This is a genomic window from Gardnerella sp. KA00127 (genome assembly GCF_049244125.1).
Lineage (GTDB): Bacteria > Actinomycetota > Actinomycetes > Actinomycetales > Bifidobacteriaceae > Bifidobacterium > Bifidobacterium swidsinskii.
Genome location: NZ_CP058377.1, coordinates 1,483,574 through 1,508,966 on the forward strand (window position 1 = coordinate 1,483,574; position 25,393 = coordinate 1,508,966).

The window sequence follows — 25,393 nt, forward strand, 5'->3', positions numbered from 1 at the left end:
AAATACAAAATATGATTGTCTAATAAAGCGTATAGCGTCGAGATATGGCTAGTAAATCTACTCTTCACTATTTATGTTCCGAATGCGGTTGGAGCGGCTCAAAATGGTACGGTCGCTGCCCTGAATGTGGCGAATGGGGCACAGTGAACGAGTTTAGAGAGGCACGAGTTAGCGGATTATCTCGTACAACACGTACACCGCGCGCAACAACAGCATCGCGCGCATATTCACCAGATAGCATAACTACTTCTAATCGCAATATCGCACATTCAACTCTCGATTCAGCAACATCCGCGCAACCAATTAGCGAAATTCAAGCAGACGACGCAATGCGCATCCATACTGGTTTTAGCGAATTCGATCGCGTATTAGGCGGAGGACTTGTGCCAGGCTCCGTAACTCTTATAGCAGGAGAGCCAGGTATCGGAAAATCAACACTACTTCTAAAAGCAGCAGCTTACGTATCTAAGCAATCAAAAGAAAGCAACACTCCCCCTGTATTGTATATTTCCGGCGAGGAATCAGCAGCGCAAGTTAAATTGCGCGCGTCTAGAATTAACGCTGTAAACGATTATTTATTACTTGCAACAACAGGCGATCTTGACACTGTACTAGATCTTATTGAAACGCATCACCCTACGCTTGCTATTGTCGATTCTGCGCAAACGATTTCCGCACAAGAAGTAGATGGTATTACAGGCGGTTCTACACAAGTTAGAGAAGTTGCGAGTGCACTTATCGACGTTGCTAAAGCTAACAATATTCCGATACTTTTAGTTGGGCACGTTACAAAAGATGGTTCAATAGCAGGGCCGCGTACGCTTGAACATTTAGTAGACACAGTATGTCAATTTGAGGGCGATACACAAACAGCGCTACGCATGCTAAGAGCTGTAAAGAATCGCTTTGGACCTACAGACGAAGTTGGCTGCTTCGATATGAGCGGTGAAGGAATTGAGGAAGTGCCGGATCCTTCCGGACTGTTTTTGTCTTCTACAGAAAACAATAATCAAGGTAAAAATGCGCAAGATGGCACAAACGACGGAACTTGCGTCACTTTTACACTTGAAGGACACAGAAGCCTGCCGATTGAAATACAAGCACTTGTAACACAATCGGCTCTGCCCACTCCTCGCCGTGCAGTTTCTGGTGTTGATTCTAACCGTCTTGCAATGCTTACAGCAGTTTTGTATCGTCACGGACGCGTTAATTTGCTTGCAAAAGATTTGTACGTATCTACTATTGCAGGAGCGTTGGCAAAGGAGCCGTCTTGCGACTTGGCAATCGTAGCAGCTTTAGCTAGCGCTGCTGCCGGGAAAGCAGTAACTCCTAAAACTTGCGCAATTGGCGAGATGAGCTTAACCGGTCAAGTTCGCCCAGTGCCAAGAATAGAGCCGCGATTGCGCGAGGCTGCGCGAATAGGATATAGGCGCGCAATAGTTTGCCATATGCGGAAAAGCGTTAGTATTCCAGGATTAGAAATTATTGAAGTTAGCACAGTGCGAGAAGCGTTAAAAGCACTTGGACTATAAGCTAAACGCAGCTAGCAAAAATAATCGCAACTAAAAACCACTAAGCGCAAATATCAAAATCAGACTTCAGCTTCAGCGTCTGTAATCTCACGCACTTGCTCAACATTAGCTTTGAGCATATCTTTTAGCGCGTCAACTGAGTCAAAAGCCTGTTGCGGACGCAAGAAACTAGCAAACTCAATGCAAACGCGATGCCCGTACAAGTCTTTCCAATCGTCGAACAATCCGTAAGCTTCAACAGTGCGCTCTGCATCTTCTTCGCCATCTTTATTAAATGTTGGCTTAGTTCCAATAGAAATCGCAGCAGGCCAACGCCACGGAGAATGAACGCCTAAATGAAGCTCATCACGACGCAAAACACTCACATCTGGAACAGCATTTTTCGATGGTCTGACATCGTTCTTATTGTCAGCATCTAAATCAACAACCCAACCTGCATACACGCCATCAACTGGCACATAGCCTTCAATTTTTTCGCCAAGATTTACTGTTGGGAATCCAATCTCGCGCCCACGCTCGTCTCCATGAACTACTGTTCCTTCAACGCGATGCGGCTGATCCAAAATTTCACGCGCTTCTTTGACTCGACCAGTAGCCAACATCCAGCGCACATTTGTAGAACTCCAAGCACGCACTTTCTTATTTGGCATGCTCTTACTCCAAGCACGATATTCAGCTTTATTCATGCCCTCAGAAGGATCTTTAGGATCTCCAGGCTCCTGTGGAACTTCACGAACAATAGGATCAGGCACGCGAACGTCATCTGGACCCAAATCCTCTACTTCAATAAGCTCAAAAACTCCAGTTGCTTGAGACAACTCACGAATTGCTTTGATATCACCAGCACGACGAGCACCAAGCGCAGCATCAGAGCCAAGAACTAATGCTCGCATACCAAGCTTTCCAACGAGCTGACCTAAGAAGAAACGGTACGATTTTGCAGCAAAAGCAAGGCTGTAGCGCACAATCACAACATGATCAACATCCAACTGTGACATCACGCGCAAACGTTGACGCACGCTTGTAAGAGCATCCGGATCGTCCGGAAGTTTAGAATTAACGTCGCCAAAATCATCGTATAAATCAGGATTAGCATGCACTACGCTTGGACGCGGATCAAACATAATCACTACTGAAAACGCTCCATGACGATGCGCAAGATCCACAGTACGACGAATAACCTCGCGATGACCTTTGTGCATACCGTCGAATACGCCAATGGTAACAACCGCTTTACGCTCTGCACTTAACGTTGGCCAATTAATCATGCCGTTGGCATCTGGTCGAATGTCGATGACCTTCATGATATCCTTACTATCCGCGTTCAAGCATTACTCAAGCAAACTACGCAAAATACGCAATTCGTTATTTTAAATACTTATCTAGTTTACCAGTCTTCTCGCTTGCCGGAAATACCACAATTGGTTTGATTTGATTACTTTTTATATTTTTTGTCAATTCAACTACTGCAACAACGTCACATTCCTCAGTATTTGCGTTTGGAACGTACGCTATTGCAGGATAATTTTCGTAATTTATGCCAGATTTAAGCTCAATCCAGCGCCCAAAACGCAAGTCTTTAGCTTGATTCTCATCAATGCTTAAAGTTGGAAGCGAATGCGAAGCTGCATCCATCATATTTAAGCAAATTTTAGGAAGCATATTATTTGCGTCAAAATCGTCACTAGGAACTGCTTTTGAGCGATGCTGCAATACTCCATTGCGATCAGTAAATTCTCGCATTTGCGAGCGAAGTTTAAGAACTCGCGAATCAGTAACCGAAAAATCACCAACGCTAGTGCGACGAAGCTGAGTAAGATGTCCACCAACTCCTAGTAAGCGACCTAAATCACGAGCTAAAGCGCGAATATATGTTCCACTACTGCAAGAAACTTTTGCAGATATATCGCATACGAGTTTCCCACTCACTCCCCTAGTAATTCGAGGATTGCTCACTGAAAAATCACTAACAAATATCTCTCTAGGAGCAATCTCTACTGATTTTCCTTCGCGCGCTAAATCATAAGCGCGTTGACCATTAATTTTAATAGCAGAAAAAGCAGTAGGAGCTTGCATAATTTTGCCTACTAAATTTTCGCTAACAACTTGCTTAATTCGCTCAAAAGACAGTGACTTTTCAAAAGACATGTCTTTATTAGCGACGTGAACCCCCGGACCTATATTTAATGCGTCATCCGGAAGAATTTCACCTTCTGCATCATCAGTAGTAGTTGCTTCTCCTAAGCGGATTACTGCTTCATAGGTTTTATTGTGCCCCAACATGTAATTTAAAAGTCGCGTTGCGTTGCCAAAACCTATGATTAGCAATCCTGTTGCCATAGGATCAAGCGTTCCTGCGTGCCCAACTCGCTTTGTATGCAACAAATGACGAGCGCATGCAACAATATCGTGACTTGTAACACCTTGCGGCTTATCTACAAGCAGTAATCCTGAATCTGGTATGCACATAAGTTAAATCTAGCTACTATACGATTCACATTGAGTTTGCTTTGAGATTTAATTGTTGTCAGACGATTCAGACGTGCCTTCAAAGTCGTCGCTTTCAAAGTCATCGTCGTCGTCAAAATCGTCGTCGTCGAAATTATCATCGTCAAAGTCATCGTCAGATTCTTCAACTTCGCGCGGCTTCTTATATGGATCGACATCGCCAGCATACTTAGCATTTTCACGCAATTTAGCTAATTCTTCATCACGATGACGAGCTGCAACAAGAATATCCTCAATTTCGTGCGCTTCAGATGGCACTTCGTCATAAATAAATTGCAATTGGGGAGTCAAACGCAATCCAGCTTTTGCACCGACCAAAGAGCGCAGTCGACCGTGAGCCTGCTGCAAAGCTTGTGCTGCACGCTGACGCTCACCCTGCTCTTTACCTTCGTGACCAAGTTGCGTCCAGTAAACCTTTGCAATTTGCAAATCGTTCGTAACGCGCACTTCCGTAATAGTCACACTCGCCAAACGCTTATCATGCAAATGCGATTCCATATTAGAAGCGATTACGCGCTGAATTAATGCTGCAATACGTGCAGCTCTAGGATTCGTTCCTGCCATAATTACTTGCGCTCAATCTGCTTCATTTCAAAGGTTTCGATTATATCGCCAAGCTCAATGTCATTGAAGCTGCCGAGATTAATACCAGCTTCGTAACCTTCGCTAACGGATTGCACGTCATCCTTAAACCTACGCAAGCTGGAAATCTCCAGGTCGTTGACTGTAGCAACGCCGTCGCGCAAAATACGGCACTTCGTACCGCGCTTGACTTCGCCATCTTGAACCATAACACCAGCAATATTGCCGAACTTGGAAGAACGGAAGATTTCGCGAATTTCGGAATGCGAAGTAACAACTTCTTCGAATTCTGGCTTAAGCATACCCTTCAAAGCAGCTTCGATATCTTCGATTGCCTTGTAAATAACTGAGTAGTACTTAACTTCCACGCCTTCACGGTCTGCCAAATCAGCAACTTGACGGTTTGGACGCACGTTGAAGCCAATAATCACAGCCTTATCGACAGTTGCCAAGTTCACATCATTCTGAGTAATTGCACCAACACCGCGGTGAATAACCTGGATGCCAACTTCCTCAGAGACCTCAATCTTCATCAAGGAATCTTCCAAAGCTTCAACAGAACCAGAAGAATCGCCCTTAATAACGATGTTCAGCATGTCAACTTCAGACTTAGCGAACTGTTCCTTAAGGCTTTCAAGAGACACAACCTTGCGGCGCTTAGCAAGCTGAGCTGCACGCTCTGTAGCTGCACGCTTTTCAGCAATTTGACGAGCAGAACGGTCGTCCGAAGTAACCAAGAACAAGTCGCCAGCGGTTGGAACAGAAGTTAAACCAAGCACCTGAACAGGAGTGGAAGGAGCCGCATCCTGCAAATGCTTGCCGTTCTCGTCAAGCATAGCGCGCACACGGCCATAAGAAGTGCCAGCAACAATAGAATCACCAATGTGAAGAGTACCTTGCTGCACAAGAACAGTAGCAACAGCACCACGACCCTTATCGAGTCGAGCTTCGATAGTTGCACCGCGAGCATCCATATTTGGATTTGCCTTAGGATCAAGCTCAGCGTCAGCAGTCAACAACACAGCTTCAAGAAGCTTATTGACGTTAGTGCCCTGCTTTGCAGAAATATCCACAAACATGGTGTCGCCGCCGTATTCTTCAGCAACTAAACCGTATTCTGTAAGCTGACCGCGAACCTTTTCAGGATTAGCACCTTCAACATCAATCTTGTTCACAGCCACAACAATTGGCACATGAGCAGCTTGAGCGTGGTTAATAGCTTCAACAGTCTGAGGCATTACGCCGTCGTCTGCTGCAACAACAAGAATTGCAACGTCTGTAAGCTCAGCACCGCGAGCACGCATAGCAGTAAACGCTTCGTGACCTGGAGTATCGAGGAACGTAATCTTACGAGGTTTTCCTTCAAGATTTACAGTTACTTGATAAGCACCGATACGCTGAGTAATGCCACCTGCTTCGCGATCGATAACATTCGACTTACGGATGGTATCAAGCAAGCGAGTTTTACCGTGATCGACGTGACCCATAACAGTAACAACAGGCGGACGAGATTGCAAATCGTCATCTTCTTGCAGCTCTTCTTCGTCCAAATCGATGTCAAACTGCTGCAAAAGCTCTTTATCTTCTTCTTCAGCAGAAACAATGCTGATATTCCAGCCGATTTCTTCACCCAAAATTTGGAATGTTGATTCATCCAAAGATTGTGTAGATGTTGCCATTTCTCCCAAGTGGAAGAGCACAGTTACCAAAGCTGCTGGATTTACATCAATCTTTTCCGCCAAATCAGAAAGAGTTGCGCCTTGACGCAAGCGAATCGTAGCGCCGTTACCAGAAGGAATACGCACGCCGCCAATCACTGGTGCTTTAAGCTCTTCGTATTCACGACGTTTCGCTAAACGATTCTTACGAGCCTTAGAAGATTTACCACCTTGACGACCGAATGCGCCTGCAGCTCCTGCACGACCGCGACCGCCGCCACGCGATGGACCACCATTAGGTGCGCCTGCTGCAGCAGCCTGGAAGCTAGCTCCTTGAGATGCAAAACGAGATTCTGCAGATGGGCGAGAAGATGCACCAGAGCCAGCACCTGCGCCACCTTGACCACGACGCTGACCCGACCACTGCGATGAGCGTGCGCCACCTTGACCAGAGCGGCCACCACGCGAGCGGCCACCGCGTTCTGCACGTTCACCACGCGAACCTTGAGGTCCAGAGCCAGCTTGACCTGGACGACCACCGCGGCCATTTTCAGCACCAGGACGAGACATCGGATGAGGACGTGGAATATCTCCAGGTGTAGGAGCACGCATACCTTGCTTACGGCTAAACGGATTATTACCAGGACGTGGAGCAGATGCGCCTGCACCTTGTGCATTCTGGTGCGGACGAGGGCGAGGAGGCATCTGTGAACGATCTGAGTGAGATTGACCTTGAGCTTGCTGTCGCGATTCGCCGCGATTATCACGATTATCATTGCGACGATCATTTTTTCTATTTTCGCCGGCAGCAGCATTAGAACGCGAAGGATTGTTTGAACGAGTATGATTTGCACCCGGCTTTGGAACAAAATGAGAAGCTGTGTTGTGCACAGGCTGGTTAGCAGAAGAGCCAGCTACAGAATCACTGTGTGACGAATCTTTAGCTTGAGGTTTAGCCTGCGGCTTAGCTTGAGGCTTAGCTTTTGGCGCAGCAGGCTTACTTGCACTAGATGCCTTTTCGGACTTATTTCCGTCAGATGCTAACGCTGTTTGCAAACGACGAACTACTGGAGCCTCAACTGTTGAAGAAGCAGACTTAACAAATTCGCCCATGCTCTTCAAACGCTCCAACACGGTTTTACTGTCTACACCAAATTCTTTGGCCAGTTCATACACGCGCTTTTTAACCACTCAGTGTTCTCCTCTGTCTGTGGCAGCGCTAGTACACGCGACCACTTTACATTATTGCGAGCTTATTATTTATTATCGTGCGATATATCATCGTGCGACCATGATCTTATACCTCGTCTCCCGCCGGACGATGGCGATTGCCTTTCGCCCAGATTCCAGCTTTTAGCATACTCGAAACGTTGGATTGACTCGAGTGTCGCTAAATGCCACGCGAGAGACTACTTTATTTGCACACCACTAACAAAATAAACAATCAAGAAGTGCTAAACATTGCGGAAATATCAATCTAAAAATATTTAGCACTTCTCAATTAACAATCTATTCAGCAGCAGATGCGTTATTATTCAAATCAGCTGAAGCAGGCTGAGCATTTTGTGCTTGAGCTGCAGCAACCTTCTTAGCATGCTCTTCCGCAGACTCAATACCAATCTTCCAACCAGTCAACTTTGCAGCCAAACGAGCGTTCTGACCTTCTTTACCAATAGCAAGAGAAAGCTGAGCATCATGAATAAAAGCAACTGCAGTTTGATTCTTTTCACTCACTACTTGCACTTGTGTAGCAGTAGCAGGCGAAAGAGCAGCAGCAACAAACTTTGCTGGATCAGACGACCAATCGACAATATCAATTTTCTCTTGACCCAAGTTTTCCATTACAGCACGCACGCGTGAACCGCCAGGACCAATTAAAGCACCCTTTGGATTCACACCTTCAGTATTAGCTCTAACAGCAATCTTTGTGCGAGCTCCGGCTTCACGTGCAATCGACATAATAGAAACTGCTCCAGAAACAAGTTCCGGCACTTCTCGCTCAAAAAGACGACGAACTAATTCAGGATGTGAACGTGAAACAACAATTTCTGGACCACGCAGACCACGCGCAACATTTACGACATATACGCGAATACGCTCACCATGGCGGTAACGTTCACCTGGAACCTGCTCGCGACGCGGCAAAATAGCTTCAACATCTCCAACAGCAACGTGGATGTTAGTGTTATCTTTTGCGTCTTGTTGAATGATGCCGTTGATAAGTTTGCCTTTTTGACCAGAAAACGCACCAAATACGCGATCATCTTCAGCTTTACGGAAAATTTGACTAATAACTTGACGAGCCGTCGCAGCAGCTAAACGACCAAAATCACGCGGAGTATCGTCATACTCCTCTCCCAGCGTTGGAGCTGGATACGGGTTATCTTCAGTAGGTTTACCAGGAATTTCATCCCTAGCCCACACAGTGAACGAACCTGCACGTTCGTCCAATTCAACTCGCACATGCTTTGCAGGATGAGCGGTTTTCATATACGCAAGACGCAAGGCCTCGGCGAGCGCCTCGTCCAGCTCCTCGGCATTAATCCCCTGCTGTGCCGCAAGCTGATGCATTCCCGCCAAATCCAATTCCATCGCGCACGTCCTCTCGTTATAACGCATTAATTTATGATTATCAATTGTAACTATTAGAGCACACTTATCTTTTTCTTCTAATAACAGCTAGCTTTAATTGTTACAGACTTAGAACAAATACCAAATTAATAAATCGATATTGGTCACAGTCAGTGGCTATTTTAGTAGATTATGCAGACACTTTATGTTTTGTTAAATGATATATACAAACAAGTAAAACGCAGTATTGCCAGAGCACTCGTGCTTCTTATATGCGTTTTAATATCTCCACTTCTAACAGCTTGCGGAACATTGCAAAACATTCATGTCGAGCATACAGTTCACACAGCAGCTCCAGAAAATGCATGTGCTAAAGCATACAGGCTTGCGCAAAAAAGGCAGCGCGAAATCAAAAAGAACCAGAATAACACATCCCTTAAGGATTTTGAAACTGCAGCGAAATATTGGAAAACTGTCGCTCAGCAATGCCCAGGAAGATTAAGCGAAAGTATTGTATACAGCACGCAAGCTCAATGGGAAATGCTTTCAAAGAAAAATAGTGACGAAAATTCAAATAATGTAAGCAATAAAAGCGGAAACGAAAGCTCAGAAAATACAAAAACTACAACAGCGCAACAAATGGAGCATGATTCATACGCGAATCTTATAGAAGTAATAAATCATTACAAAAACTTCAAATGGACACATCAGCCCTTGGCTCAAGCTGCAGAAGCTGAAGACAAACTTGCTTTTATTTTACAGACACTAGCAGCGCGAAAAGAGCAAAATATTGCATTGGAATACAGCGATATGGCGTCGACAAATGCTCAAACTCTTATGCGAGCTGCAGGAGAAGGAACAGACTTGCGCAAAAAAGTTTACGATATTCCTCAAGAGACGTTAGAAAGCGGAAAAACACATGATTCAGTAAGCGGAAAAGATCTGCCGATTACCGCTATAGCTTACATGGATTGCGCTAGAGAAGAACTAGCTGCTTTTAATCAAATAATAACGATTACGTCAAAAAATAATAATGCATCCGAGAATAACGTTACTGCAAAAAGCGATGATAACGATTCTGTAATGCGCGCCCAACAAACTCTTAAAAATGCAATTGTGCAATTAATCACATCTAGACTGTTAAGAGCTTATGAACTTGGGTATCCTACTGATACAAAGCTTATTTTGAAGTAAAACTTAACCTTGGGGCTTTTAGCCTATAGGGCATTCCCTTTTACACACAAAATAGGACTTAACCACAAACGCGAGATAAGTTGCGCACGTTTGGAGCAATTTCCAAAACAAAACGCTCCAAACACGAGGAGACTCTCTCACAGATGGAGGGTCACACAACCTCAAACACTCCAAACGCGAGAGAAAGTTCGCGCGGATTAGGGTTATAGGCCAAAAAGTGTGTAAGAAATCATGTCTTAGACCTTGCAATACAAGGGTTTTGCGGTAATCGAATCTGTTTTCTGCACATTCGCCACCTGGACAAAAAGTGTGTAAAAAATAAGCTCATAACCCTTATAGCAGTAAGGCTCGCAGTATATCGAATGTAGGTTATTTCTTATGTTAAGCGGCGTTCGAAGCATGTATTAGCTGAGTATTTAACAATAAATCGTCAAAGGCTGTTACTAACGCAGATTACGTACTGCGCGAGTAACATATGACCGTTACTTTCTTAAGATACTTGACTGAGTTTTTAACAGTGCTGAGGCTAGTTTATGCCACAGAATACTCATCAGCTTAGCTTTACACACTTTTTGGCCTATAACCCTAAAAAGCTTCAAGCGCGAAATACGGCAACACAAACCTAACACACTACGTTAAACACACTAGCCCACACTTTCTGCGTCTTTATTGACGCAGAAAGACCTCGCTTGCGTTGGAAGCACACTGTGCTTCCAACCTGAGCAAGCTCGGCAGAATAAAAAAGCTTCAAGCGCGAAATACGCTTGAAGCTTATTATTCTGCGGATGAAGCGAGATTCGAACTCGCGGAGGATTTTACCCTCACACGCTTTCGAGGCGTGCTCCTTAGACCGCTCGGACATTCATCCACTTACGATTCGCGCAACAAAATCGCGCGCAAACGCAACTTTTCAATTGTAAACCATGGCGCGAATATAAATTTATGGCGAGTTGAAACGCTATAACTCAGCAGAATCACGGCGAGCGCGAATCTTTTCTGCACGCTCTGCAAGCTCATTATCTGGCGGATACGCCACATATTCTAAAGTCAAACCTTGCGGCGCAATAGGACCAGTAGAACCTTCTCGAAGCGGCGTATTAATCTTCTCAACAAACCAATCAAGCGTGCGCTTACCACACCCAATCTGCACACAAGCTTGCACAAGAGAGCGCACCATATTGTGAGCGAAAGCATCAGCAACAATAGTAAACTCAAGCAAACCCTGCTCAACAGGCGGCACGCATCCAGTTTTAAGCTTAACGCGCACGTCATTAGCACGCGTTCCCACGCGTTCCCAACAGGCACTTTTTACATCGCGAATAGTAGTGCCTCCAGGATTAGGGCGCGCAAAAGATCCAAAATCGTGAAGGCCAATCATAAGCCTCGCAGCCTGGTTCATTGCATCAACATCCAAAACATCATCAAGTTTCAAAACAAAACCGCGCATACGAGGGTCATAATCACAATAATCAGAAGCGTCGCAAATACGATACACATACGTGCGCTCTAACGCAGAAAAGCGTGCATCAAAACCAATGGGCGCAACGCTAACCTTATGCAACGAAATATCTTGTGGCAAAACATGCTTAAGCCTGTACTCGAGCGCGCAAACACCGTCCAATCCGGTATGACCTACGCATCGCAATAAAGTTTCTTCACAAACATCAAGATGACAAACCTGATGCGATGCATGCACGCCCGTATCCGTACGTCCAGCCACAGTAAGGCGCAACGGCTCAGCAGAATCCCCTTCTGGAACGCGCAATACTGTATGCAAAGCCCCCTCAATTTCACCCTGCACGGTGCGCAAAGTAGGCTGCTTAGCCCAACCGTAAAATCCGCCGCCATCATACGCTAAATCTAAGCGAAGTCGCATTTAAAAAACCTTCCATTCGTCATAACTAAATAATTCCGCAATTAAATTCCGTTTACAGTTGCTTCCGCTTAGTATTACTTTCCATCTACAGTTACTCATAAAGCTTGCTTCACCACAGTTACTTCACGCCTACGCCAGCAACAGCAGCAATAATTCCGCGTATAAGCTCATAAGACTTCGCATCCAAGTGCGTTGCCATTCCAAGTAATTTTGGCACAAGCTCAGACCAATGAGAACCCAATAAATCAAAAGTAGGATAACCTAAACTCGACAAAACGTTATACACACTATCAATCCTGCGTTTTCGTTCCTCAACAGGCAAATCAAACATCCAAGAATTCATAGCTTTTGCGATTGCAGCAGCGCGAGCAGTAACTTCATCTCGATAGTCAAAATCACCATCCTCAACATGCCAATACATGCCAAAATGTTGCATTAAACCAACAGAATCAGCCCTAGCTACTTTATATGGCAATCCATTATCCATAAGAAGCCCAATAATCGAAGATTGCGGCACAACTTTCTCTATTCGACTTGCCACGCACGAAAAAACGCTAGTATCTACTACATCATTTGCAAAACCCGGCCCATCCATTGAATAAATTTTAGATACAAGATTGCCAAGTTTTTCATTTTCCGCATCCAATCGCATAGTAGCATAGGACGCCATATTCCCACCTTTTGAATGACCTGTGACAATAATATTCGGGCTGTTATTGCGCTTGTTATTATTATCGCGCTTATTATTGTTATCGCAATTGTCACGCTTCGAATTAGTTGATTTTGCGAAAAACGAGGAAATTTTTTGTAATAAACTAGCTTTTTTTGCAATATATTTACTATATCTTTGTGTTACAGAAATTAAATATTCTGCTGCTGACTCCTGAGCTGGAATTGGGCAGCGAAAGGCCATATTAAAATCTTCTTTCCACCCAACAAGCGTATTATCAGTTCCTCTAAAAGCAACAACAATAGTATTCGGATTATCAATTCCTTCACAAGAACTAAGGTCAAAAGTAACACCAGCAAACTGCTGTTCACAAGATTCATGAGCATTCGATTTATCAAATCGTTCAAGAATTTCCCCTACTTTAATACCTCTGTAGCGCGGATTAGCTGCAACTGCAAAAAGTAACTCTTGACGAAACTTATCAACCTTAGCTACTCCAGAAGAAAACATCGACGAAAAATCTTCAAAACGTAGCAGATCGTAAATAGGCGTAGTCGAAATAACTTTTGACTCACTGTTATATAGCGGAATAGATTTTGGCATATTTATGTATGAAAGCTCACACAAAATCAAAGCATCAACAGAATTAAAACTTCTTTGAGCAAAAGTACGAAAATCGCTTCTTACTTGATCCAAAATATTCGGCATAACTTAATAATAATACAAACAAAAAACGAGCCGAGGAAATCCTCGACTCGTTTTAGCAATTCTTCAAGAAGCGATTAAACGCTTGCTTTAAGATTCACTTTACCGATGCGTAAAGCTGGAATGCAAACTACTCGGCAGCTTCTTCTTTAGCTGCAACCTTGGTAGCTGCTTCAGCTTCCTTCACAACAGCCTTCTTTGGGCTTACTGGCTCAGTTACGAGCTCAATAATTGCCTGAGGAGCGGTATCACCACGACGTGGAGCAATCTTCACGATACGTGTGTAACCACCTTCACGCTGCTTCATCTGCTCAGCAATCTGAGTGAAAAGCACGTGAACCACGGACTTGTTGCGAATTACACGCAACACACGACGACGCGAATGCAAATCGCCACGCTTAGCGAACGAAATCAAACGCTCAGCAAGCGGACGAAGACGCTTTGCCTTTGGCAACGTCGTTACGATACGACCGTGCTGGAAGAGGCTGGTCGCCATATTGGCCAGCATCAGGCGCTCATGAGCCGGGCTAGAAGCCAGACGAGGGCCTTGTTTCGGTGTAGGCATTATTACTCCTTATTGTCGCATCGTTCAGGTGGGCATCAACCCGAACATCCGAACGTTACGACGATTGCAGGCGGAACTTACTCGTCTTCAGGCGAGAAGAAAGTGCCACCTTCGAGATTATTGGCGTCGAAGCCAATCGGTGAAGCCTTCAAAGACAGACCCATTGCCTGCAACTTCTCTTTAACTTCATCGATGGATTTCATGCCGAAATTACGAATATCGAGCAAATCCTGCTCAGTGTGAACTACCAGTTCGCCGACTGTATGAATACCCTCACGTTTCAAGCAATTATAGCTACGCTGAGTAAAATTCATATCTTCAATCGGTATAGCCAACTGAGAATCAGCTTCATCATGAGTTGGCGCTGGACCAACTTCAACACCTTCAGCATCAACGTTAAGCTCACGGCAAAGACCGAAAAGCTCAACTAAAGTCGAGCCTGCAGATGCAACTGCATCACGCGGTGTAATAGCTGGCTTGGTTTCCACATCCAGGATGAGCTTATCGAAGTCCGTGCGCTGTTCCACGCGGGTAGCTTCGACCTTATAGCTCACCTTCAAAACTGGTGAGTAGATCGAATCCACAGGAATGCGGCCGATTTCGCTGTTCTCCTGCTTGTTCATCTGAGCTGGCACGTAGCCGCGACCGCGTTCAACAGTAAACTCAATTTCAAGTTCACCATCTTCTGCGAGTGTAGCAATATGCAAGTCAGGATTAGCAATAGTAACACCGGCTGGAGGAGTAATATCTCCAGCAGTGGCCTCACCTTTACCATTCTTGCGCAAATACATCACTACAGGCTCGTCGTACTCACTCGTGAGCACGATGCCCTTGATGTTCAGCAGAATTTCAGTGACATCTTCTTCAACACCTGGCAGAGTCGTAAACTCATGCAAAGCTCCAGAGATGCGAACCGAAGTAACGGCAGCACCTGGAATAGAGCTTAACAAGGTACGACGCAGCGAATTGCCGAGAGTGTAGCCAAAACCTGGTTCCAGCGGCTCAATAGTAAAGCGAGAACGCTGGGGATTCAGTGATTCCTCGGTAAGTGTCGGACGCTGTGCGATAAGCACTTTGGTATCCTTTCAGCTTCTGGTCGGTGGTGCACTCGCCGCCCATAAGCGGGTTGGATGGATGGATTCGTAAGAGTGCTCAGACGCGGCGACGCTTTGGTGGGCGTACGCCGTTATGCGCTTGTGGGGTAACGTCGGTAATAGAACCAACTTCGAGACCCGCGGACTGGAGGGAACGGATAGCGGTTTCACGACCGGAACCTGGACCCTTAACAAACACGTCGACCTTCTTGAGGCCATGCTCCATTGCCTTGCGTGCAGCAGACTCAGCAGCCATACCTGCAGCGTAAGGAGTCGACTTACGGGAACCCTTAAAGCCGACATCACCGCCGGAAGCCCAAGAAAGGACTGCACCGGATGGATCGGTAATGGAGATAATCGTGTTATTGAATGTTGATTTAATATGCGCCTGCCCAACCGGCACCGACTTGCGGTCCCGGCGACGCGGCTTGCGCGAGGCTTGCTTTGCAGCTGCCATTGACCCTCGTTTCCTAATGACGAATGAGTTGGTATGTCTAGACGATGGAAATATATCCGTGGCCTAGAGCCGACCACCGACTACTATCGGGTGGCCTTCTTCTTCCCGGCGACAGTACGCTTCGGACCCTTGCGAGTACGAGCATTAGTCTTAGTACGCTGACCACGCACAGGAAGACCCTTGCGATGACGCTGGCCTTGATAGCAGTTGATCTGAATCTTACGACGGATGTCAGCGTCAATCTCACGACGCAAATCGCCTTCAATCTTGTAATTGGCCTCAAGATAATCACGCAAGGTGATCAGCTGTTCATCCGTAAGATCCTTGACGCGAGTGTCCGGATTAACACCGGTCGCGGCAAGCGTTTCCTTAGCGCGAGTACGACCAACACCAAAAATGTAGGTGAGGGCAATCTCAATGCGCTTCTCATTGGGAATATCTACTCCGGCAAGACGTGCCATTGTAATTCCTTTACTGTTACGCAGGTCGTGCACCAAGTCTTCCGCACTAATAGAAATTAAGTGCGGCCTGGGCCTGCGCACCCAGGGTTCAGCTTAGGCTGTGACTTAGCGCCTTATTCTTTGTATTCCGCGATGGAAATCTGCTCAGCCCTGACGCTGCTTATGACGTGGGTTAATGCAGATCACCATGACGCGGCCGTGACGGCGGATCACGCGGCAGTTTTCGCAGATCCTCTTCACGCTAGGGCTGACCTTCATGGTTTTCCTTTGCTTGTACCTTACTTATAACGGTACGTAATACGCCCACGATTTAGATCGTAAGGGCTCATTTCTAGCACTACACGATCTTGAGGAAGAATGCGAATATAATTTTTACGCATCTTACCAGAAATCGTAGCTAAAACAATGTGCTCATTCTCAAGCTGAACGCGAAACATCGCATTTGGTAGTGCTTCTACTACCGTGCCTTCGACTTCAATCACACCGTCTTTTGCCATGAGCCTCGTTCCGTTCCTTGGGCATACTACTTTGCGCATCCGAAGACACGCCAATCTTTTATAATACAGTAAATGCGTCCCATTCAACACTCGGCGTGTCGAACAGAACGCATTTTACTTTTTAAATTTAAAAACGCACTACTTAATTAAGTGATTCAACAATGCGATTATTGATTTCCTTAATATCTCCAACGCCATCTACTTCAACCAACTGACCGCGGCTATCATAGATATCAAGCAATGGAGCTGTTTCCTTCTCATACGTTTCTAAACGCTTAGCAATTACTTCTGGAGTATCGTCAGAACGACCTTGCTCCACTGCACGCTTTTGCATGCGTTCGAGCAAAACATCGCGCTCAGCCTCGAGAGCCACAACGTGATCGAGAGGAGTGCCAAGCTCTTCCAACATACGATCCAAAGCTTGAACCTGAGAAGCGTTGCGAGGATAACCGTCGAGAATCCAGCCGCTCTTTGCATCGTCCTGAGCAAGACGATCCTTAACAATGCTGTTAGTCAGCTCATCTGGAACCAACTCGCCCTTGTCAAGATATCCCTGAACCTGTTTTCCAAGCTCAGTATGATTCTTAAGGTTATAGCGGAAAATATCACCAGTAGAAATCGCTGGAATGCCATAATGCTCACTTAACAAAGCGGCCTGAGTGCCTTTTCCAACGCCCTGTGGACCCATAATTAGTAATCGCATATTCATCTCCTTAGCTCACTAACTGTAGTTACTTAGATACTTGCTTTTGCTCATCATGCTTGAACAAGAAACCAGCATACTGGAATTGTTCAGTCTGAGCCTTTGCTTGACGCAACGTATCCAAACCAACGCCAGCAATAATCAAAATTGTTGTACCACCAAATGGCAATTTTGTATTCAAATGCAAAGCCATAATCAAAACGGTAGGAATCAATGCAACAAAGAGCAAATAAATAGCACCGACAGTATTCAACCTATTCATAACATAGCTAAGATAATGACTTGTAGCACTACCAGCGCGAATGCCTGGTATGAAGCCACCATACTCTTTCATGTTATCTGCAGTCTCATCAGGATTAAAAGTAATCTCTGTGTAGAAGAAGCAGAAGAACACAATCATTACTGTGTAAAACGCAATATACCAAGCAGAAGTGGAATTAGCCAAATTAGCTTCAATCCAATTCACCCAAGCCTTGCTCTTATCTCCAAACTGAGCAATAAGGGTAGGAACAGCAAGAATTGACGAAGCAAAGATTGGTGGAATAACACCACTCATATTTACCTTTAATGGCAAATAAGTCGAAGAGCCGCCATACATTTTTCGGCCAATCATGCGACGCGTATACTGCACAGGAATACGACGCTGAGCAAGCTCAACAAAGTCAACAAATATGAGGATAACAATCAAAACGCCACCAACAATAGCGAACTTATTCCAATCGCCATTAGAACCGTTGGTTCCCCAACCAATCTCCCAAAGCTTTGGTAAGAAGCCAGAGCAAATAGACATAAAGATTAAGACAGACATGCCTTGACCGATACCCTTATCGGTAATGAGTTCTGCCATCCACATAATAAGACCAGTGCCGCCAGTCATGATCAAAACCATGACAATAAGGCTCCACATGCTTCCGTCTGGAATAATATTATTTCCGCACTGATAATTAAACAAAGCACCCGTACGTGCTGTTACCAAAATCGTAGTAGATTGCAAAATTGCCAATCCAATAGTTAGGTAACGCGTGTACTGCGTAAGCTTTGTTTCTCCAGACTGACCTTCCTTATGAAGAGCTTCGAAGCGAGGAATAACCACGCGCAAAAGCTGAATCACAATGGAAGCAGTGATGTAAGGCATAACACCCAAAGCAAAAATAGAAAGCTGCAACAGCGAGCCACCTGAGAACAAGTTAACTAACCCAATAAAGTTCTCGCTCGATGAAGCTAATTTAACAGTGCAAGCGTGCACAACTTTATAGTCCACACCCGGAATCGGAATAAATGAACCAATACGATAAATAATTATCATAGCGAAGACGAAGAGGATCTTGTTCCTCAACTCCTTCGTCCTGAAGGCCTGGATTAACGTTTTCACCTGGGTCTTCCTCCCTTTTTTCGCGCACTCCTAGGCGCAACAGTGCAAAAAACAAACTCTGAGACGATAGTTTAACCCACGGTACCTACTGAAATAGGTTATTGTGAGTTTTGGTGATAAAAATAGTCCCTCTAGACAATGCTAGAGGGACTATCACAGATTTATAACTGCATCAAGCTTTAAGTAGCCTTTAACTACTCTTCGCTGATGGAGCCGCCGGCAGCCTCAACCTTTGCCTTAGCAGAAGCAGAAGCCTTCATACCCTTAAGAGTCAAAGCAACAGTCAATTCACCATCGCCAAGAACCTTTACAGGATAGCCATCACGTACAGCGCCCTTAGTAATAAGGTCAGCTACAGTAACCTCGCCACCCTTTGGGAAAAGGTCAGCAAGATCTGCAACGTTGACGACTTGGAATTCCTTCTTGAAAGGACTCTTGAAGCCACGCAACTTAGGCAAGCGCATGTACAGTGGGAGCTGACCACCTTCGAAGCCAGGACGAACCTGATAACGCTTCTTTGTGCCCTTATCACCACGACCTGAGGTCTTACCCTTAGAGCCTTCACCACGACCTACACGGATGCGATCCTTCTTAGCTCCTGGAGCTGGACGCAACGTGTGCATATGCAGCATTGGTTCTTCGTTAGCCATAATCAGTCGACCTCCTCGACGCTCACCAAGTGACGAACGGCCATAACCAAGCCACGATTGACGGGGGTGTCCTCGCGAACTACGCTGTGACCAATCTTATGAAGGCCGAGCGTATGAACATTCGCGCGCTGGCGCTCAGTTGTATGAACTAAACCATGCACCAGAGTGATCTTCAAATTTGACATCACTCACCATCCTTTGCTTCAGATGCCTTGGCGGCCTGAGCTTCTTCGCGAGCCTTGCGAGCTTCGGCAATGCCAGCAGCACGCTCACGGAGCAAAGCATCAGGAGCGACTTCCTCAAGAGAAAGACCACGACGAGCAGAAATCTCTTCTGGCTCTTCGAGCTTCTTCAAAGCGTCCACAGTAGCACGCACTACGTTTACAGCAGTTGCAGAGCCCATGGACTTGGTGAGGATGTCCGTGATGCCGGCGCATTCCATAACAGCGCGTACAGCACCACCAGCAATTACACCAGTACCTGGAGCAGCTGGACGGAGCAACACAGTACCAGCAGCATCGTGACCGAGCACTGGATGAGTGACGGTGCCACGAATGCGTGGAACAGTGAACATATGCTTCTTAGCGTCAAGCTGACCCTTAGCAATAGCAGCTGGAACTTCGCGAGACTTGCCGTAACCAACACCAACAGTGCCCTTACCGTCGCCAACAACAACAAGTGCTGCAAAGCTAAAGGTACGACCACCCTTGTGGGTCTTGGAAACACGGTTAATAGTAACTACGCGATCCAGAAGCTCTTCGCCACGGTTTTCTTCACGACGATTACGACGTTCGCCGCGTTTACCCTCGCCCTTGTTACGGCGAGAACGACGATCATCGTTACGCTCCTCAGCGGATGCCTGAGTGTTCTGAGTTTCTTCAGCCACTTGGGTTTCCTTTTCGTTGTCGCTCACAGTGCCAGACCTCCCTGACGGGCGCCTTCAGCCACTGCTGCGACGCGACCATGATATTTGTTACCGCCACGGTCGAAGACTACAGCGGTGATACCCGCTTCCTTCGCCTTAGCCGCTACTAATTCGCCAACCTTGGTTGCAGCTTCAGTCTTCGTGCCAGTGAAACCAGCGAAGTCAGCAGTCAAAGTGGAAGCACTTACCAAAGTAATTCCCTTGGTATCATCCACAATCTGAGCAACCATATGACGGTTAGAACGGGAAACAACTAAACGAGGACGTTCAGATGTGCCGGCAATGTGCTTACGAAGACGGGCGTGACGACGCAAACGTGCGACTTTGGTACCCTTACCGAAAATCTTAACGCTCATATCACTTACCAGCCTTTCCAGCCTTGCGCAGGATACGTTCATCGGTGTACTTAATACCCTTACCCTTGTAAGGTTCTGGAGCACGAAGCTTACGAATGTTAGCAGCAACCTGACCAACAGTCTGCTTATCGGTGCCCTTTACGATTACCTGGTTAGGATTTGGCAACTCGAACTCAATACCTGCCGGTGGTTGAACGGTAATAGTGTGAGAATAACCGAGCGAGAACTCAATGCCCTTGCCCTTCATCACTGCACGATAACCGGTACCGACAATATCCAAAGTCTTGGTGTAGCCTTCATGTACACCCTTCACCATAGAAGCAACAATTGCGCGAGCCAAACCATGCTTTGCACGAGTTGGACGCAAATCGTCAACTGGAGTCAGAACAATCTGATTGTCAGCGACTGCTGCGGTGATTCCCTCTGGAATTTCATAAGAATCAGAACCCTTAGCGCCTTTGACGCTGAAGGACTGACCTTCAATCTTTACTTCCACGCCTGCAGGAATGTCGACGGGGAGCTTACCAATATGCGATGCCATCTTCAGCTCTCCTTTCTCACCATACGTAGGCGACGATTTCGCCGCCAATGCCTCGATCGAGGCATTCCTTCTGAGTCAACAATCCCGAGCTGGTCGAGATAATAGCAATACCGAGGCCACCAAGAGGCATTGGCAAAGCATCAGACTTTGCGTAACGACGCAAGCCTGGCTTAGAAATGCGCTTGATGCCTTGGATAGAACGCTGGCCATTGGAGCCATACTTCAACGTAATTTCCAACGTCTGTCCAACCTTAGCTTCCTTAGCAGCGAAGTCCTTAATATAGCCTTCGTGCTTCAGAATCTCGGCGATATTCGCCTTGAATTTGGAGTACGGCATTTCCACGGTATCGTGCTTTGCCGCGCTCGCATTACGCAGACGTGTCAACATGTCTGCGATTGGATCTGTCATTGTCATGTGGGCTAACGCCCTTTCTCGCCGTGGTTTCCACCGCCTCTATATGAGAACTTTGTCTTCAAGCAGTGGACCTTCAGCGTCGATATTTACCAACTGGACTTCGTAACACCCGGCAACTCACCGCGATGAGCCTTCTCACGAAGGCAGATGCGGCACAGACCGAACTTGCGATACACGGAGTGAGGACGACCACAAACCTGGCAACGCGTATAAGCGCGTACCTTGAACTTCGGCTTGGCGGCCGCCTTGTTTTTCAGAGCGGTTTTTGCCATTTCAGTTCTCCTTGAATGGGAAACCGAGGTGCTTAAGCAAAGACTTGGCCTCCACATCGTCCTTGGTGGTAGTCACCACGGTGATGTCCATACCACGCTGATGATCAATCGAGTCAGGATCAATCTCATGGAACATAGACTGTTCCGTAAGACCAAAGTTGTAATTACCCTGACCGTCAAACTGGTTGCCATTGATACCACGGAAATCGCGGATACGAGGCAAAGCCAGAGTGAGCAAACGATCCAAGAATTCCCACATACGATCGCCACGAAGAGTTACGTAAGCACCGATAGCCTGACCTTCGCGCAAATGGAACTGAGCGACAGACTTCTTTGCCTTAGTTACCTTTGGCTTCTGGCCGGCAATCAAAGTGAGATCCTTAATCGCACCTTCAATGAGCTTAGAATCACGAGCTGCAGCGCCGACACCCATAGAGACGACAACCTTCTGCACGCGAGCCACCTGCATAGGATTAGTGTGGCCGAATTCTTTCTCCAAGGCTGGTACGATTTCATCCTTGTATTGTTGCTTTAAGCGCGGAGTTGCCGGCAACTCAACTGTAGTATCGGTCATGCCAGCTCCTTTCCGGACTTCTTGGCGACACGCACGCGCACGGTCTTAACCTTGCCGTCACGAGCCTCTTGCTTAACAATCACGCCAACGCGTGTAGGCTGCTTGGTCTCTGGATCAATAACCATCACATTAGAGCGATGGATTGGAGCCTCAACCGAAACAATGCCCGCCTGCTGACCCTGCTGGGTGGCGCGAACGTGCTTCTTAACGATCTGAACGCCTTCTACAATCAAACGGTCATCGGCTAGTACACGAACTACTTTGCCTTCCTTACCGCGATCCTTGCCGCGAATGACCTTCACCTGGTCGCCGGACTTAATCTTGGCTACCATATCAGATCACCTCCGGAGCAAGGGACACAATCTTCATGAAGCGCTGATCACGCAATTCACGACCGACTGGTCCGAAGATACGAGTGCCTTTTGGTTCACGACCGGAGCCGAGAATTACGGCGGCGTTCTCATCGAACTTAATATAGGAACCATCGACACGGCGATGCTCCTTGACAGTACGGACGACGACAGCCTTAACTACGTCGCCTTTCTTGACCGACCCGCCAGGGATCGCGTCCTTGACGGAGGCGACGATGATGTCGCCGATGCCGGCATAGCGTCGCTTCGATCCACCGAGCACGCGGATGGCAAGTAACTCCTTAGCACCCGTGTTGTCGGCGACATGAAGCCGCGTTTCCTGCTGAATCATTGATTCTCCTTAGCCGAGCTGGTTCTCCCCACTCACCTGTGTCTACACATTAGCAGACACAGGTGAAGCGCGGAGCCTTGCCGAACTTGTTTACTTGGCGCGCTCGATAATCGAGTCGAGACGCCAACGCTTGGTCTTGCTCAGTGGCCGAGTTTCCATAATACTCACGAGGTCGCCAATATGTGCCTCATTGTGTTCATCATGGGCTTTGACCTTGCGGGTGGAGCGAACGACTTTACCGTAAAGCGGGTGTGTCGAACGCTGCTCCAGCTCAACGGCGATTGTCTTGTCCATGGCCTCGGACACGACGTAGCCGCGACGAACCTTGCGGAAGTTGCGCTCTTGGTTCTCAGCCATGCTTACTTCTCCTTGACCTCAGTGGCGCCAGGCTCTTGGCTGATGCCGAGTTCACGCTCACGCAGGATAGTATACATCCTGGCAATGTCGTGCTTGACCGCCTTGAGGCGAGCGCTGTTTTCGAGTTGACCAGTTGCTGCCTGGAAGCGCAAGTTAAATAGCTCTTCCTTAGACTTCTTCAAGAAGCCTTCAATCTCAGCATTTGTCTTCTCGTTCAAATTCTTGATGGTGTAGTCTGCAGTTCCGACTGGCATCAGATGTCACCGCCTTCACGCGCAATAACACGGCATTTCATTGGGAGCTTATCGATAGCGCGGCGCAAAGCCTCGCGAGCGATGTCCTCAGAAACACCACCGATCTCGAACATTACGCGTCCTGGGTGGATGTTGGCAATCCAGAATTCTGGAGCACCCTTACCGGAACCCATTCGCGCACCAAGCGGGTGCTTGGTTAATGGACGATCTGGGAAGATCGTAATCCACACACGACCGCCACGCTTAATGTAGCGAGTCATTGCGATACGAGCTGCCTCGATCTGTCGGTTAGTGATGTAAGCCGGAGCCAGCGCCTGAATACCAAAATCGCCGAAAGCGATCTCGGTGCCACCCTTAGACATGCCGCTACGGGTAGGACGGTGCTGCTTACGATATTTAGTCCTCTTTGGGATAAGCATCTGCTCACTCCTTCGTTTCCGTTGCGGCAGGAGCTTCAGCAGCTGCAGCTTCAGCTGGCTTTTCAGCCTGTGCTTCAGCAGCCTTCTGCTGGTTAGCAGGACGTGCGCCACGACGTGGACGACGATCGCCACCACGACGACCTTCACGCTTACCCTGCTGAGCCTGCTGCTCTTCGAACTCACGCTCGGTCATATCACCCTTGTAGATCCAGACCTTTACGCCGATACGACCGTATGTGGTCTTAGCTTCAAAGAAGCCGTAATCAATCAAGGCACGAAGGGTCTGCAGTGGAACGCGACCCTCGCGATAGAACTCAGAGCGGCTCATTTCGGCACCACCAAGGCGACCGGAGAGCTTGATACGGATACCCTTGGCACCTGCACGCATTGCATCTTGCTGTGCCTTACGCATAGCACGACGGAATGTAACACGGTTTGTCAACTGCTCCGCAATTCCCTGAGCAACCAACTGAGCGTCAAGTGCAGCGTTCTTCACTTCGAAGATGTTGAGCTGTACTTGCTTGCCTGTGAGCTTCTCGAGCTTTGCGCGAACACGCTCAGCTTCAGCGCCACGACGACCGATGATAATACCCGGACGAGCAGTGTGAATATCTACACGAACGCGATCACGAGTGCGCTCGATAACGATACGAGATACGCCAGCACGCTCGAGGTCATGGCTCATTTCCTTGCGAATCTTGTCATCCTCAAGGACGAAGTCACGATAACGCTCGCCAGCTTTGTTGGAGTCAGAGAACCACTTAGAGCGATGATTCTCGGTGATGCCCAGGCGATAGCCGAAAGGATTGATCTTCTGACCCATCTTTAGCGGGCTCCTTCCTTAAGCGAGACGATAACAGTGATATGGCTTGTGCGCTTGTTAATGCGCGCAGCGCGACCCTGTGCACGAGCACGGAAACGCTTAAGCGTTACACCCTCGTCCACATAGGTTTCCTTGATGACCAAGTCCTGCTCACGGAATGGTTCACCGGCTTTTTCAGCCTTAACGCGAGCGTTAGCAATCGCGCTTTCAAGAACCTTGCGCACCGGCAATGATGCGTCCTGAGGAGCAAACTTCAAAATGGTAATAGCTTCGCTTGCACGCTTGCCTCGGATGAGGTCGACCATGCGGCGAGCCTTGCGCGGCGTCACGCGAACGTGACGAGCGATTGCTTTAGCTTCCATGTGTCCTAACTCTCCTTTAGCGGCGTGCCTTTTTGTCGTCCTTCACATGACCCTTAAAGGTCTTGGTCGGGGCGAACTCACCGAGCTTATGACCAACCATGGCTTCGGTAACGAATACCGGCACATGCTTGCGGCCATCATGTACGGCAAAGGTGTGTCCAATGAAATCAGGAGTGATCATCGAACGACGCGACCAAGTCTTAATGACATTGTGCGTACCCTTGTCGTTTTGCTCGTCGACTTTCTTCTGCAAGTGGGCGTCGACGAAAGGGCCCTTCTTGATGCTACGAGTCATCTA

The 25,393-nt window shown here is 47.2% G+C and carries 32 protein-coding genes, 1 tRNA gene and 2 pseudogenes; 2 read left to right on the forward strand and 33 right to left on the reverse strand.

From position 1 onward, the window contains the following. Positions 1-44: 44 nt before the first annotated feature. On the forward strand, positions 45-1,532 hold the full coding sequence (radA, locus tag HXT48_RS06000) for a DNA repair protein RadA (RefSeq protein ID WP_421793037.1): 1,488 nt from the start codon (positions 45-47) through the stop codon (positions 1,530-1,532). 59 nt (positions 1,533-1,591) lie between these two features. Here radA and ribF read toward each other — a convergent pair whose 3' ends face one another. The 6 genes and pseudogenes from ribF to nusA all read right to left on the reverse strand — a co-directional run bounded on the left by ribF (position 1,592) and on the right by nusA (position 8,872). Next, positions 1,592-2,836, reverse strand: a complete 1,245-nt coding sequence (gene ribF / locus HXT48_RS06005) for a bifunctional riboflavin kinase/FMN adenylyltransferase (RefSeq protein WP_004105442.1) — start codon at positions 2,834-2,836, stop codon at positions 1,592-1,594. A 61-nt stretch (positions 2,837-2,897) separates the two neighbouring features. Then, positions 2,898-4,001 (reverse strand): tRNA pseudouridine(55) synthase TruB, encoded by a 1,104-nt coding sequence (gene truB / locus HXT48_RS06010; protein ID WP_012913834.1) that lies wholly within the window; start codon positions 3,999-4,001, stop codon positions 2,898-2,900. 48 nt (positions 4,002-4,049) lie between these two features. Then, a complete protein-coding gene (gene rbfA / locus HXT48_RS06015) occupies positions 4,050-4,604 on the reverse strand; it encodes a 30S ribosome-binding factor RbfA (protein WP_004109626.1) in 555 nt (184 codons plus the stop codon). A 2-nt stretch (positions 4,605-4,606) separates the two neighbouring features. Then, positions 4,607-7,147: pseudogene (gene infB, locus HXT48_RS06020) on the reverse strand (translation initiation factor IF-2); the annotation flags it as partial. Positions 7,148-7,323: 176 nt separating this feature from the next. Then, positions 7,324-7,471 (reverse strand): annotated as a pseudogene (locus HXT48_RS06025) (translation initiation factor IF-2 N-terminal domain-containing protein); the annotation flags it as partial. Positions 7,472-7,789: 318 nt separating this feature from the next. Next, the gene (nusA, locus tag HXT48_RS06030; protein WP_012913832.1) at positions 7,790-8,872 is read right to left on the reverse strand and encodes a transcription termination factor NusA; all 1,083 of its coding nucleotides are present in this window, start codon (positions 8,870-8,872) and stop codon (positions 7,790-7,792) included. 171 nt (positions 8,873-9,043) lie between these two features. On the opposite strand from nusA, the gene HXT48_RS06035 reads away from it, so the two are divergent. Continuing rightward, positions 9,044-10,045 (forward strand): hypothetical protein, encoded by a 1,002-nt coding sequence (locus HXT48_RS06035; RefSeq protein ID WP_012913831.1) that lies wholly within the window; start codon positions 9,044-9,046, stop codon positions 10,043-10,045. Positions 10,046-10,827: 782 nt separating this feature from the next. Here the strand turns inward: HXT48_RS06035 and HXT48_RS06040 are convergent. From HXT48_RS06040 to rpsS, 27 genes are all read right to left on the reverse strand, one after another. Next, positions 10,828-10,913: transfer RNA gene (locus HXT48_RS06040), tRNA-Ser, on the reverse strand. A 90-nt stretch (positions 10,914-11,003) separates the two neighbouring features. Then, the gene (locus HXT48_RS06045; protein ID WP_012913829.1) at positions 11,004-11,921 is read right to left on the reverse strand and encodes a tRNA pseudouridine synthase A; all 918 of its coding nucleotides are present in this window, start codon (positions 11,919-11,921) and stop codon (positions 11,004-11,006) included. A gap of 118 nt (positions 11,922-12,039) precedes the next feature. Continuing rightward, positions 12,040-13,299: an Mbeg1-like protein gene (locus tag HXT48_RS06050; RefSeq protein WP_004109646.1), complete on the reverse strand. Its 1,260-nt coding sequence runs from the start codon at positions 13,297-13,299 to the stop codon at positions 12,040-12,042. 127 nt (positions 13,300-13,426) lie between these two features. After that, a complete protein-coding gene (rplQ, locus tag HXT48_RS06055; protein WP_004129014.1) occupies positions 13,427-13,861 on the reverse strand; it encodes a 50S ribosomal protein L17 in 435 nt (144 codons plus the stop codon). Between the two features lie 77 nt (positions 13,862-13,938). Beyond that, a complete protein-coding gene (locus HXT48_RS06060; RefSeq protein WP_004574084.1) occupies positions 13,939-14,934 on the reverse strand; it encodes a DNA-directed RNA polymerase subunit alpha in 996 nt (331 codons plus the stop codon). Positions 14,935-15,013: 79 nt separating this feature from the next. Beyond that, positions 15,014-15,412, reverse strand: coding sequence for a 30S ribosomal protein S11 (gene rpsK, locus HXT48_RS06065; RefSeq protein ID WP_004105468.1), 399 nt, complete (start codon positions 15,410-15,412; stop codon positions 15,014-15,016). Positions 15,413-15,495: 83 nt separating this feature from the next. Continuing rightward, positions 15,496-15,873, reverse strand: coding sequence for a 30S ribosomal protein S13 (gene rpsM, locus HXT48_RS06070; RefSeq protein WP_004105472.1), 378 nt, complete (start codon positions 15,871-15,873; stop codon positions 15,496-15,498). Between the two features lie 144 nt (positions 15,874-16,017). Next, positions 16,018-16,131 (reverse strand): 50S ribosomal protein L36, encoded by a 114-nt coding sequence (gene rpmJ / locus HXT48_RS06075; protein WP_003842636.1) that lies wholly within the window; start codon positions 16,129-16,131, stop codon positions 16,018-16,020. 20 nt (positions 16,132-16,151) lie between these two features. Next, positions 16,152-16,370, reverse strand: a complete 219-nt coding sequence (infA, locus tag HXT48_RS06080) for a translation initiation factor IF-1 (RefSeq protein WP_004105485.1) — start codon at positions 16,368-16,370, stop codon at positions 16,152-16,154. Positions 16,371-16,512: 142 nt separating this feature from the next. After that, a complete protein-coding gene (locus HXT48_RS06085; protein WP_012913828.1) occupies positions 16,513-17,073 on the reverse strand; it encodes an adenylate kinase in 561 nt (186 codons plus the stop codon). A 28-nt stretch (positions 17,074-17,101) separates the two neighbouring features. Next, a complete protein-coding gene (gene secY / locus HXT48_RS06090) occupies positions 17,102-18,445 on the reverse strand; it encodes a preprotein translocase subunit SecY (RefSeq protein WP_004574086.1) in 1,344 nt (447 codons plus the stop codon). 194 nt (positions 18,446-18,639) lie between these two features. Further along, positions 18,640-19,095, reverse strand: a complete 456-nt coding sequence (gene rplO / locus HXT48_RS06095) for a 50S ribosomal protein L15 (RefSeq protein WP_004109667.1) — start codon at positions 19,093-19,095, stop codon at positions 18,640-18,642. A gap of 2 nt (positions 19,096-19,097) precedes the next feature. Then, entirely contained in the window at positions 19,098-19,280 is a 183-nt protein-coding gene (gene rpmD, locus HXT48_RS06100; protein ID WP_004105491.1) for a 50S ribosomal protein L30, read from the reverse strand. Then, positions 19,280-20,008 (reverse strand): 30S ribosomal protein S5, encoded by a 729-nt coding sequence (gene rpsE / locus HXT48_RS06105; RefSeq protein WP_004574087.1) that lies wholly within the window; start codon positions 20,006-20,008, stop codon positions 19,280-19,282. The genes rpmD and rpsE overlap by 1 nt, the downstream gene beginning before the upstream one ends. Further along, complete coding sequence (gene rplR, locus HXT48_RS06110; RefSeq protein ID WP_004109670.1) at positions 20,005-20,376, reverse strand: 50S ribosomal protein L18; 372 nt, start codon at positions 20,374-20,376, stop codon at positions 20,005-20,007. Before rplR ends, rpsE begins: the two co-directional genes overlap by 4 nt. 1 nt (position 20,377) lies before the next feature. After that, the gene (gene rplF / locus HXT48_RS06115; RefSeq protein WP_004109673.1) at positions 20,378-20,917 is read right to left on the reverse strand and encodes a 50S ribosomal protein L6; all 540 of its coding nucleotides are present in this window, start codon (positions 20,915-20,917) and stop codon (positions 20,378-20,380) included. Positions 20,918-20,933: 16 nt separating this feature from the next. Continuing rightward, positions 20,934-21,332 carry a 30S ribosomal protein S8 gene (gene rpsH, locus HXT48_RS06120; RefSeq protein ID WP_004105495.1) on the reverse strand — a complete coding sequence of 133 codons (399 nt, stop codon included), beginning with the start codon at positions 21,330-21,332 and terminating at the stop codon, positions 20,934-20,936. A gap of 86 nt (positions 21,333-21,418) precedes the next feature. Beyond that, positions 21,419-21,604 carry a type Z 30S ribosomal protein S14 gene (locus tag HXT48_RS06125; protein ID WP_003808046.1) on the reverse strand — a complete coding sequence of 62 codons (186 nt, stop codon included), beginning with the start codon at positions 21,602-21,604 and terminating at the stop codon, positions 21,419-21,421. 1 nt (position 21,605) lies between these two features. Further along, complete coding sequence (gene rplE, locus HXT48_RS06130; RefSeq protein ID WP_004109679.1) at positions 21,606-22,178, reverse strand: 50S ribosomal protein L5; 573 nt, start codon at positions 22,176-22,178, stop codon at positions 21,606-21,608. After that, complete coding sequence (gene rplX / locus HXT48_RS06135) at positions 22,175-22,510, reverse strand: 50S ribosomal protein L24 (protein WP_012913827.1); 336 nt, start codon at positions 22,508-22,510, stop codon at positions 22,175-22,177. The genes rplE and rplX overlap by 4 nt, the downstream gene beginning before the upstream one ends. Position 22,511: 1 nt before the next feature. Next, complete coding sequence (rplN, locus tag HXT48_RS06140; RefSeq protein ID WP_004574089.1) at positions 22,512-22,880, reverse strand: 50S ribosomal protein L14; 369 nt, start codon at positions 22,878-22,880, stop codon at positions 22,512-22,514. Between the two features lie 90 nt (positions 22,881-22,970). Further along, the gene (rpsQ, locus tag HXT48_RS06145; RefSeq protein WP_004114365.1) at positions 22,971-23,237 is read right to left on the reverse strand and encodes a 30S ribosomal protein S17; all 267 of its coding nucleotides are present in this window, start codon (positions 23,235-23,237) and stop codon (positions 22,971-22,973) included. A 2-nt stretch (positions 23,238-23,239) separates the two neighbouring features. Continuing rightward, on the reverse strand, positions 23,240-23,491 hold the full coding sequence (rpmC, locus tag HXT48_RS06150) for a 50S ribosomal protein L29 (RefSeq protein WP_004105502.1): 252 nt from the start codon (positions 23,489-23,491) through the stop codon (positions 23,240-23,242). Next, positions 23,491-23,910 (reverse strand): 50S ribosomal protein L16, encoded by a 420-nt coding sequence (gene rplP, locus HXT48_RS06155; protein WP_004109684.1) that lies wholly within the window; start codon positions 23,908-23,910, stop codon positions 23,491-23,493. Before rplP ends, rpmC begins: the two co-directional genes overlap by 1 nt. 4 nt (positions 23,911-23,914) lie before the next feature. Continuing rightward, positions 23,915-24,733, reverse strand: coding sequence for a 30S ribosomal protein S3 (rpsC, locus tag HXT48_RS06160; RefSeq protein ID WP_004574090.1), 819 nt, complete (start codon positions 24,731-24,733; stop codon positions 23,915-23,917). 2 nt (positions 24,734-24,735) lie between these two features. Then, positions 24,736-25,095, reverse strand: a complete 360-nt coding sequence (gene rplV, locus HXT48_RS06165) for a 50S ribosomal protein L22 (RefSeq protein WP_004105510.1) — start codon at positions 25,093-25,095, stop codon at positions 24,736-24,738. A 16-nt stretch (positions 25,096-25,111) separates the two neighbouring features. Then, on the reverse strand, positions 25,112-25,390 hold the full coding sequence (gene rpsS / locus HXT48_RS06170) for a 30S ribosomal protein S19 (protein ID WP_004114357.1): 279 nt from the start codon (positions 25,388-25,390) through the stop codon (positions 25,112-25,114). Positions 25,391-25,393: the final 3 nt, after the last annotated feature.

Coding starts and splice junctions, on each gene's coding strand:
- rpsC (WP_004574090.1), bottom strand. CDS start 24,733: ATGGGTCAGAAGATCAATCCTTTCGGCTATCGCCTGGGCATCACCGAG.
- rpmC (WP_004105502.1), bottom strand. CDS start 23,491: ATGCCAGTCGGAACTGCAGACTACACCATCAAGAATTTGAACGAGAAG.
- rplN (WP_004574089.1), bottom strand. CDS start 22,880: ATGATTCAGCAGGAAACGCGGCTTCATGTCGCCGACAACACGGGTGCT.
- rbfA (WP_004109626.1), bottom strand. CDS start 4,604: ATGGCAGGAACGAATCCTAGAGCTGCACGTATTGCAGCATTAATTCAG.
- radA (WP_421793037.1), top strand. CDS start 45: ATGGCTAGTAAATCTACTCTTCACTATTTATGTTCCGAATGCGGTTGG.
- rpsK (WP_004105468.1), bottom strand. CDS start 15,412: ATGGCAGCTGCAAAGCAAGCCTCGCGCAAGCCGCGTCGCCGGGACCGC.
- rplX (WP_012913827.1), bottom strand. CDS start 22,510: ATGGTAGCCAAGATTAAGTCCGGCGACCAGGTGAAGGTCATTCGCGGC.
- rpsS (WP_004114357.1), bottom strand. CDS start 25,390: ATGACTCGTAGCATCAAGAAGGGCCCTTTCGTCGACGCCCACTTGCAG.
- rpmJ (WP_003842636.1), bottom strand. CDS start 16,131: ATGAAGGTCAGCCCTAGCGTGAAGAGGATCTGCGAAAACTGCCGCGTG.
- rplO (WP_004109667.1), bottom strand. CDS start 19,095: ATGGCTAACGAAGAACCAATGCTGCATATGCACACGTTGCGTCCAGCT.
- rplE (WP_004109679.1), bottom strand. CDS start 22,178: ATGACCGATACTACAGTTGAGTTGCCGGCAACTCCGCGCTTAAAGCAA.
- rpsM (WP_004105472.1), bottom strand. CDS start 15,873: ATGGCACGTCTTGCCGGAGTAGATATTCCCAATGAGAAGCGCATTGAG.
- HXT48_RS06035 (WP_012913831.1), top strand. CDS start 9,044: ATGCAGACACTTTATGTTTTGTTAAATGATATATACAAACAAGTAAAA.
- infA (WP_004105485.1), bottom strand. CDS start 16,370: ATGGCAAAAGACGGTGTGATTGAAGTCGAAGGCACGGTAGTAGAAGCA.
- rpsH (WP_004105495.1), bottom strand. CDS start 21,332: ATGACAATGACAGATCCAATCGCAGACATGTTGACACGTCTGCGTAAT.
- HXT48_RS06045 (WP_012913829.1), bottom strand. CDS start 11,921: ATGCGACTTCGCTTAGATTTAGCGTATGATGGCGGCGGATTTTACGGT.
- rpsQ (WP_004114365.1), bottom strand. CDS start 23,237: ATGGCTGAGAACCAAGAGCGCAACTTCCGCAAGGTTCGTCGCGGCTAC.
- nusA (WP_012913832.1), bottom strand. CDS start 8,872: ATGGAATTGGATTTGGCGGGAATGCATCAGCTTGCGGCACAGCAGGGG.
- HXT48_RS06050 (WP_004109646.1), bottom strand. CDS start 13,299: ATGCCGAATATTTTGGATCAAGTAAGAAGCGATTTTCGTACTTTTGCT.
- HXT48_RS06085 (WP_012913828.1), bottom strand. CDS start 17,073: ATGCGATTACTAATTATGGGTCCACAGGGCGTTGGAAAAGGCACTCAG.
- rplQ (WP_004129014.1), bottom strand. CDS start 13,861: ATGCCTACACCGAAACAAGGCCCTCGTCTGGCTTCTAGCCCGGCTCAT.
- HXT48_RS06125 (WP_003808046.1), bottom strand. CDS start 21,604: ATGGCAAAAACCGCTCTGAAAAACAAGGCGGCCGCCAAGCCGAAGTTC.
- truB (WP_012913834.1), bottom strand. CDS start 4,001: ATGTGCATACCAGATTCAGGATTACTGCTTGTAGATAAGCCGCAAGGT.
- ribF (WP_004105442.1), bottom strand. CDS start 2,836: ATGAAGGTCATCGACATTCGACCAGATGCCAACGGCATGATTAATTGG.
- rpmD (WP_004105491.1), bottom strand. CDS start 19,280: ATGTCAAATTTGAAGATCACTCTGGTGCATGGTTTAGTTCATACAACT.
- rplF (WP_004109673.1), bottom strand. CDS start 20,917: ATGGCATCGCATATTGGTAAGCTCCCCGTCGACATTCCTGCAGGCGTG.
- rplR (WP_004109670.1), bottom strand. CDS start 20,376: ATGAGCGTTAAGATTTTCGGTAAGGGTACCAAAGTCGCACGTTTGCGT.
- rplP (WP_004109684.1), bottom strand. CDS start 23,910: ATGCTTATCCCAAAGAGGACTAAATATCGTAAGCAGCACCGTCCTACC.
- rplV (WP_004105510.1), bottom strand. CDS start 25,095: ATGGAAGCTAAAGCAATCGCTCGTCACGTTCGCGTGACGCCGCGCAAG.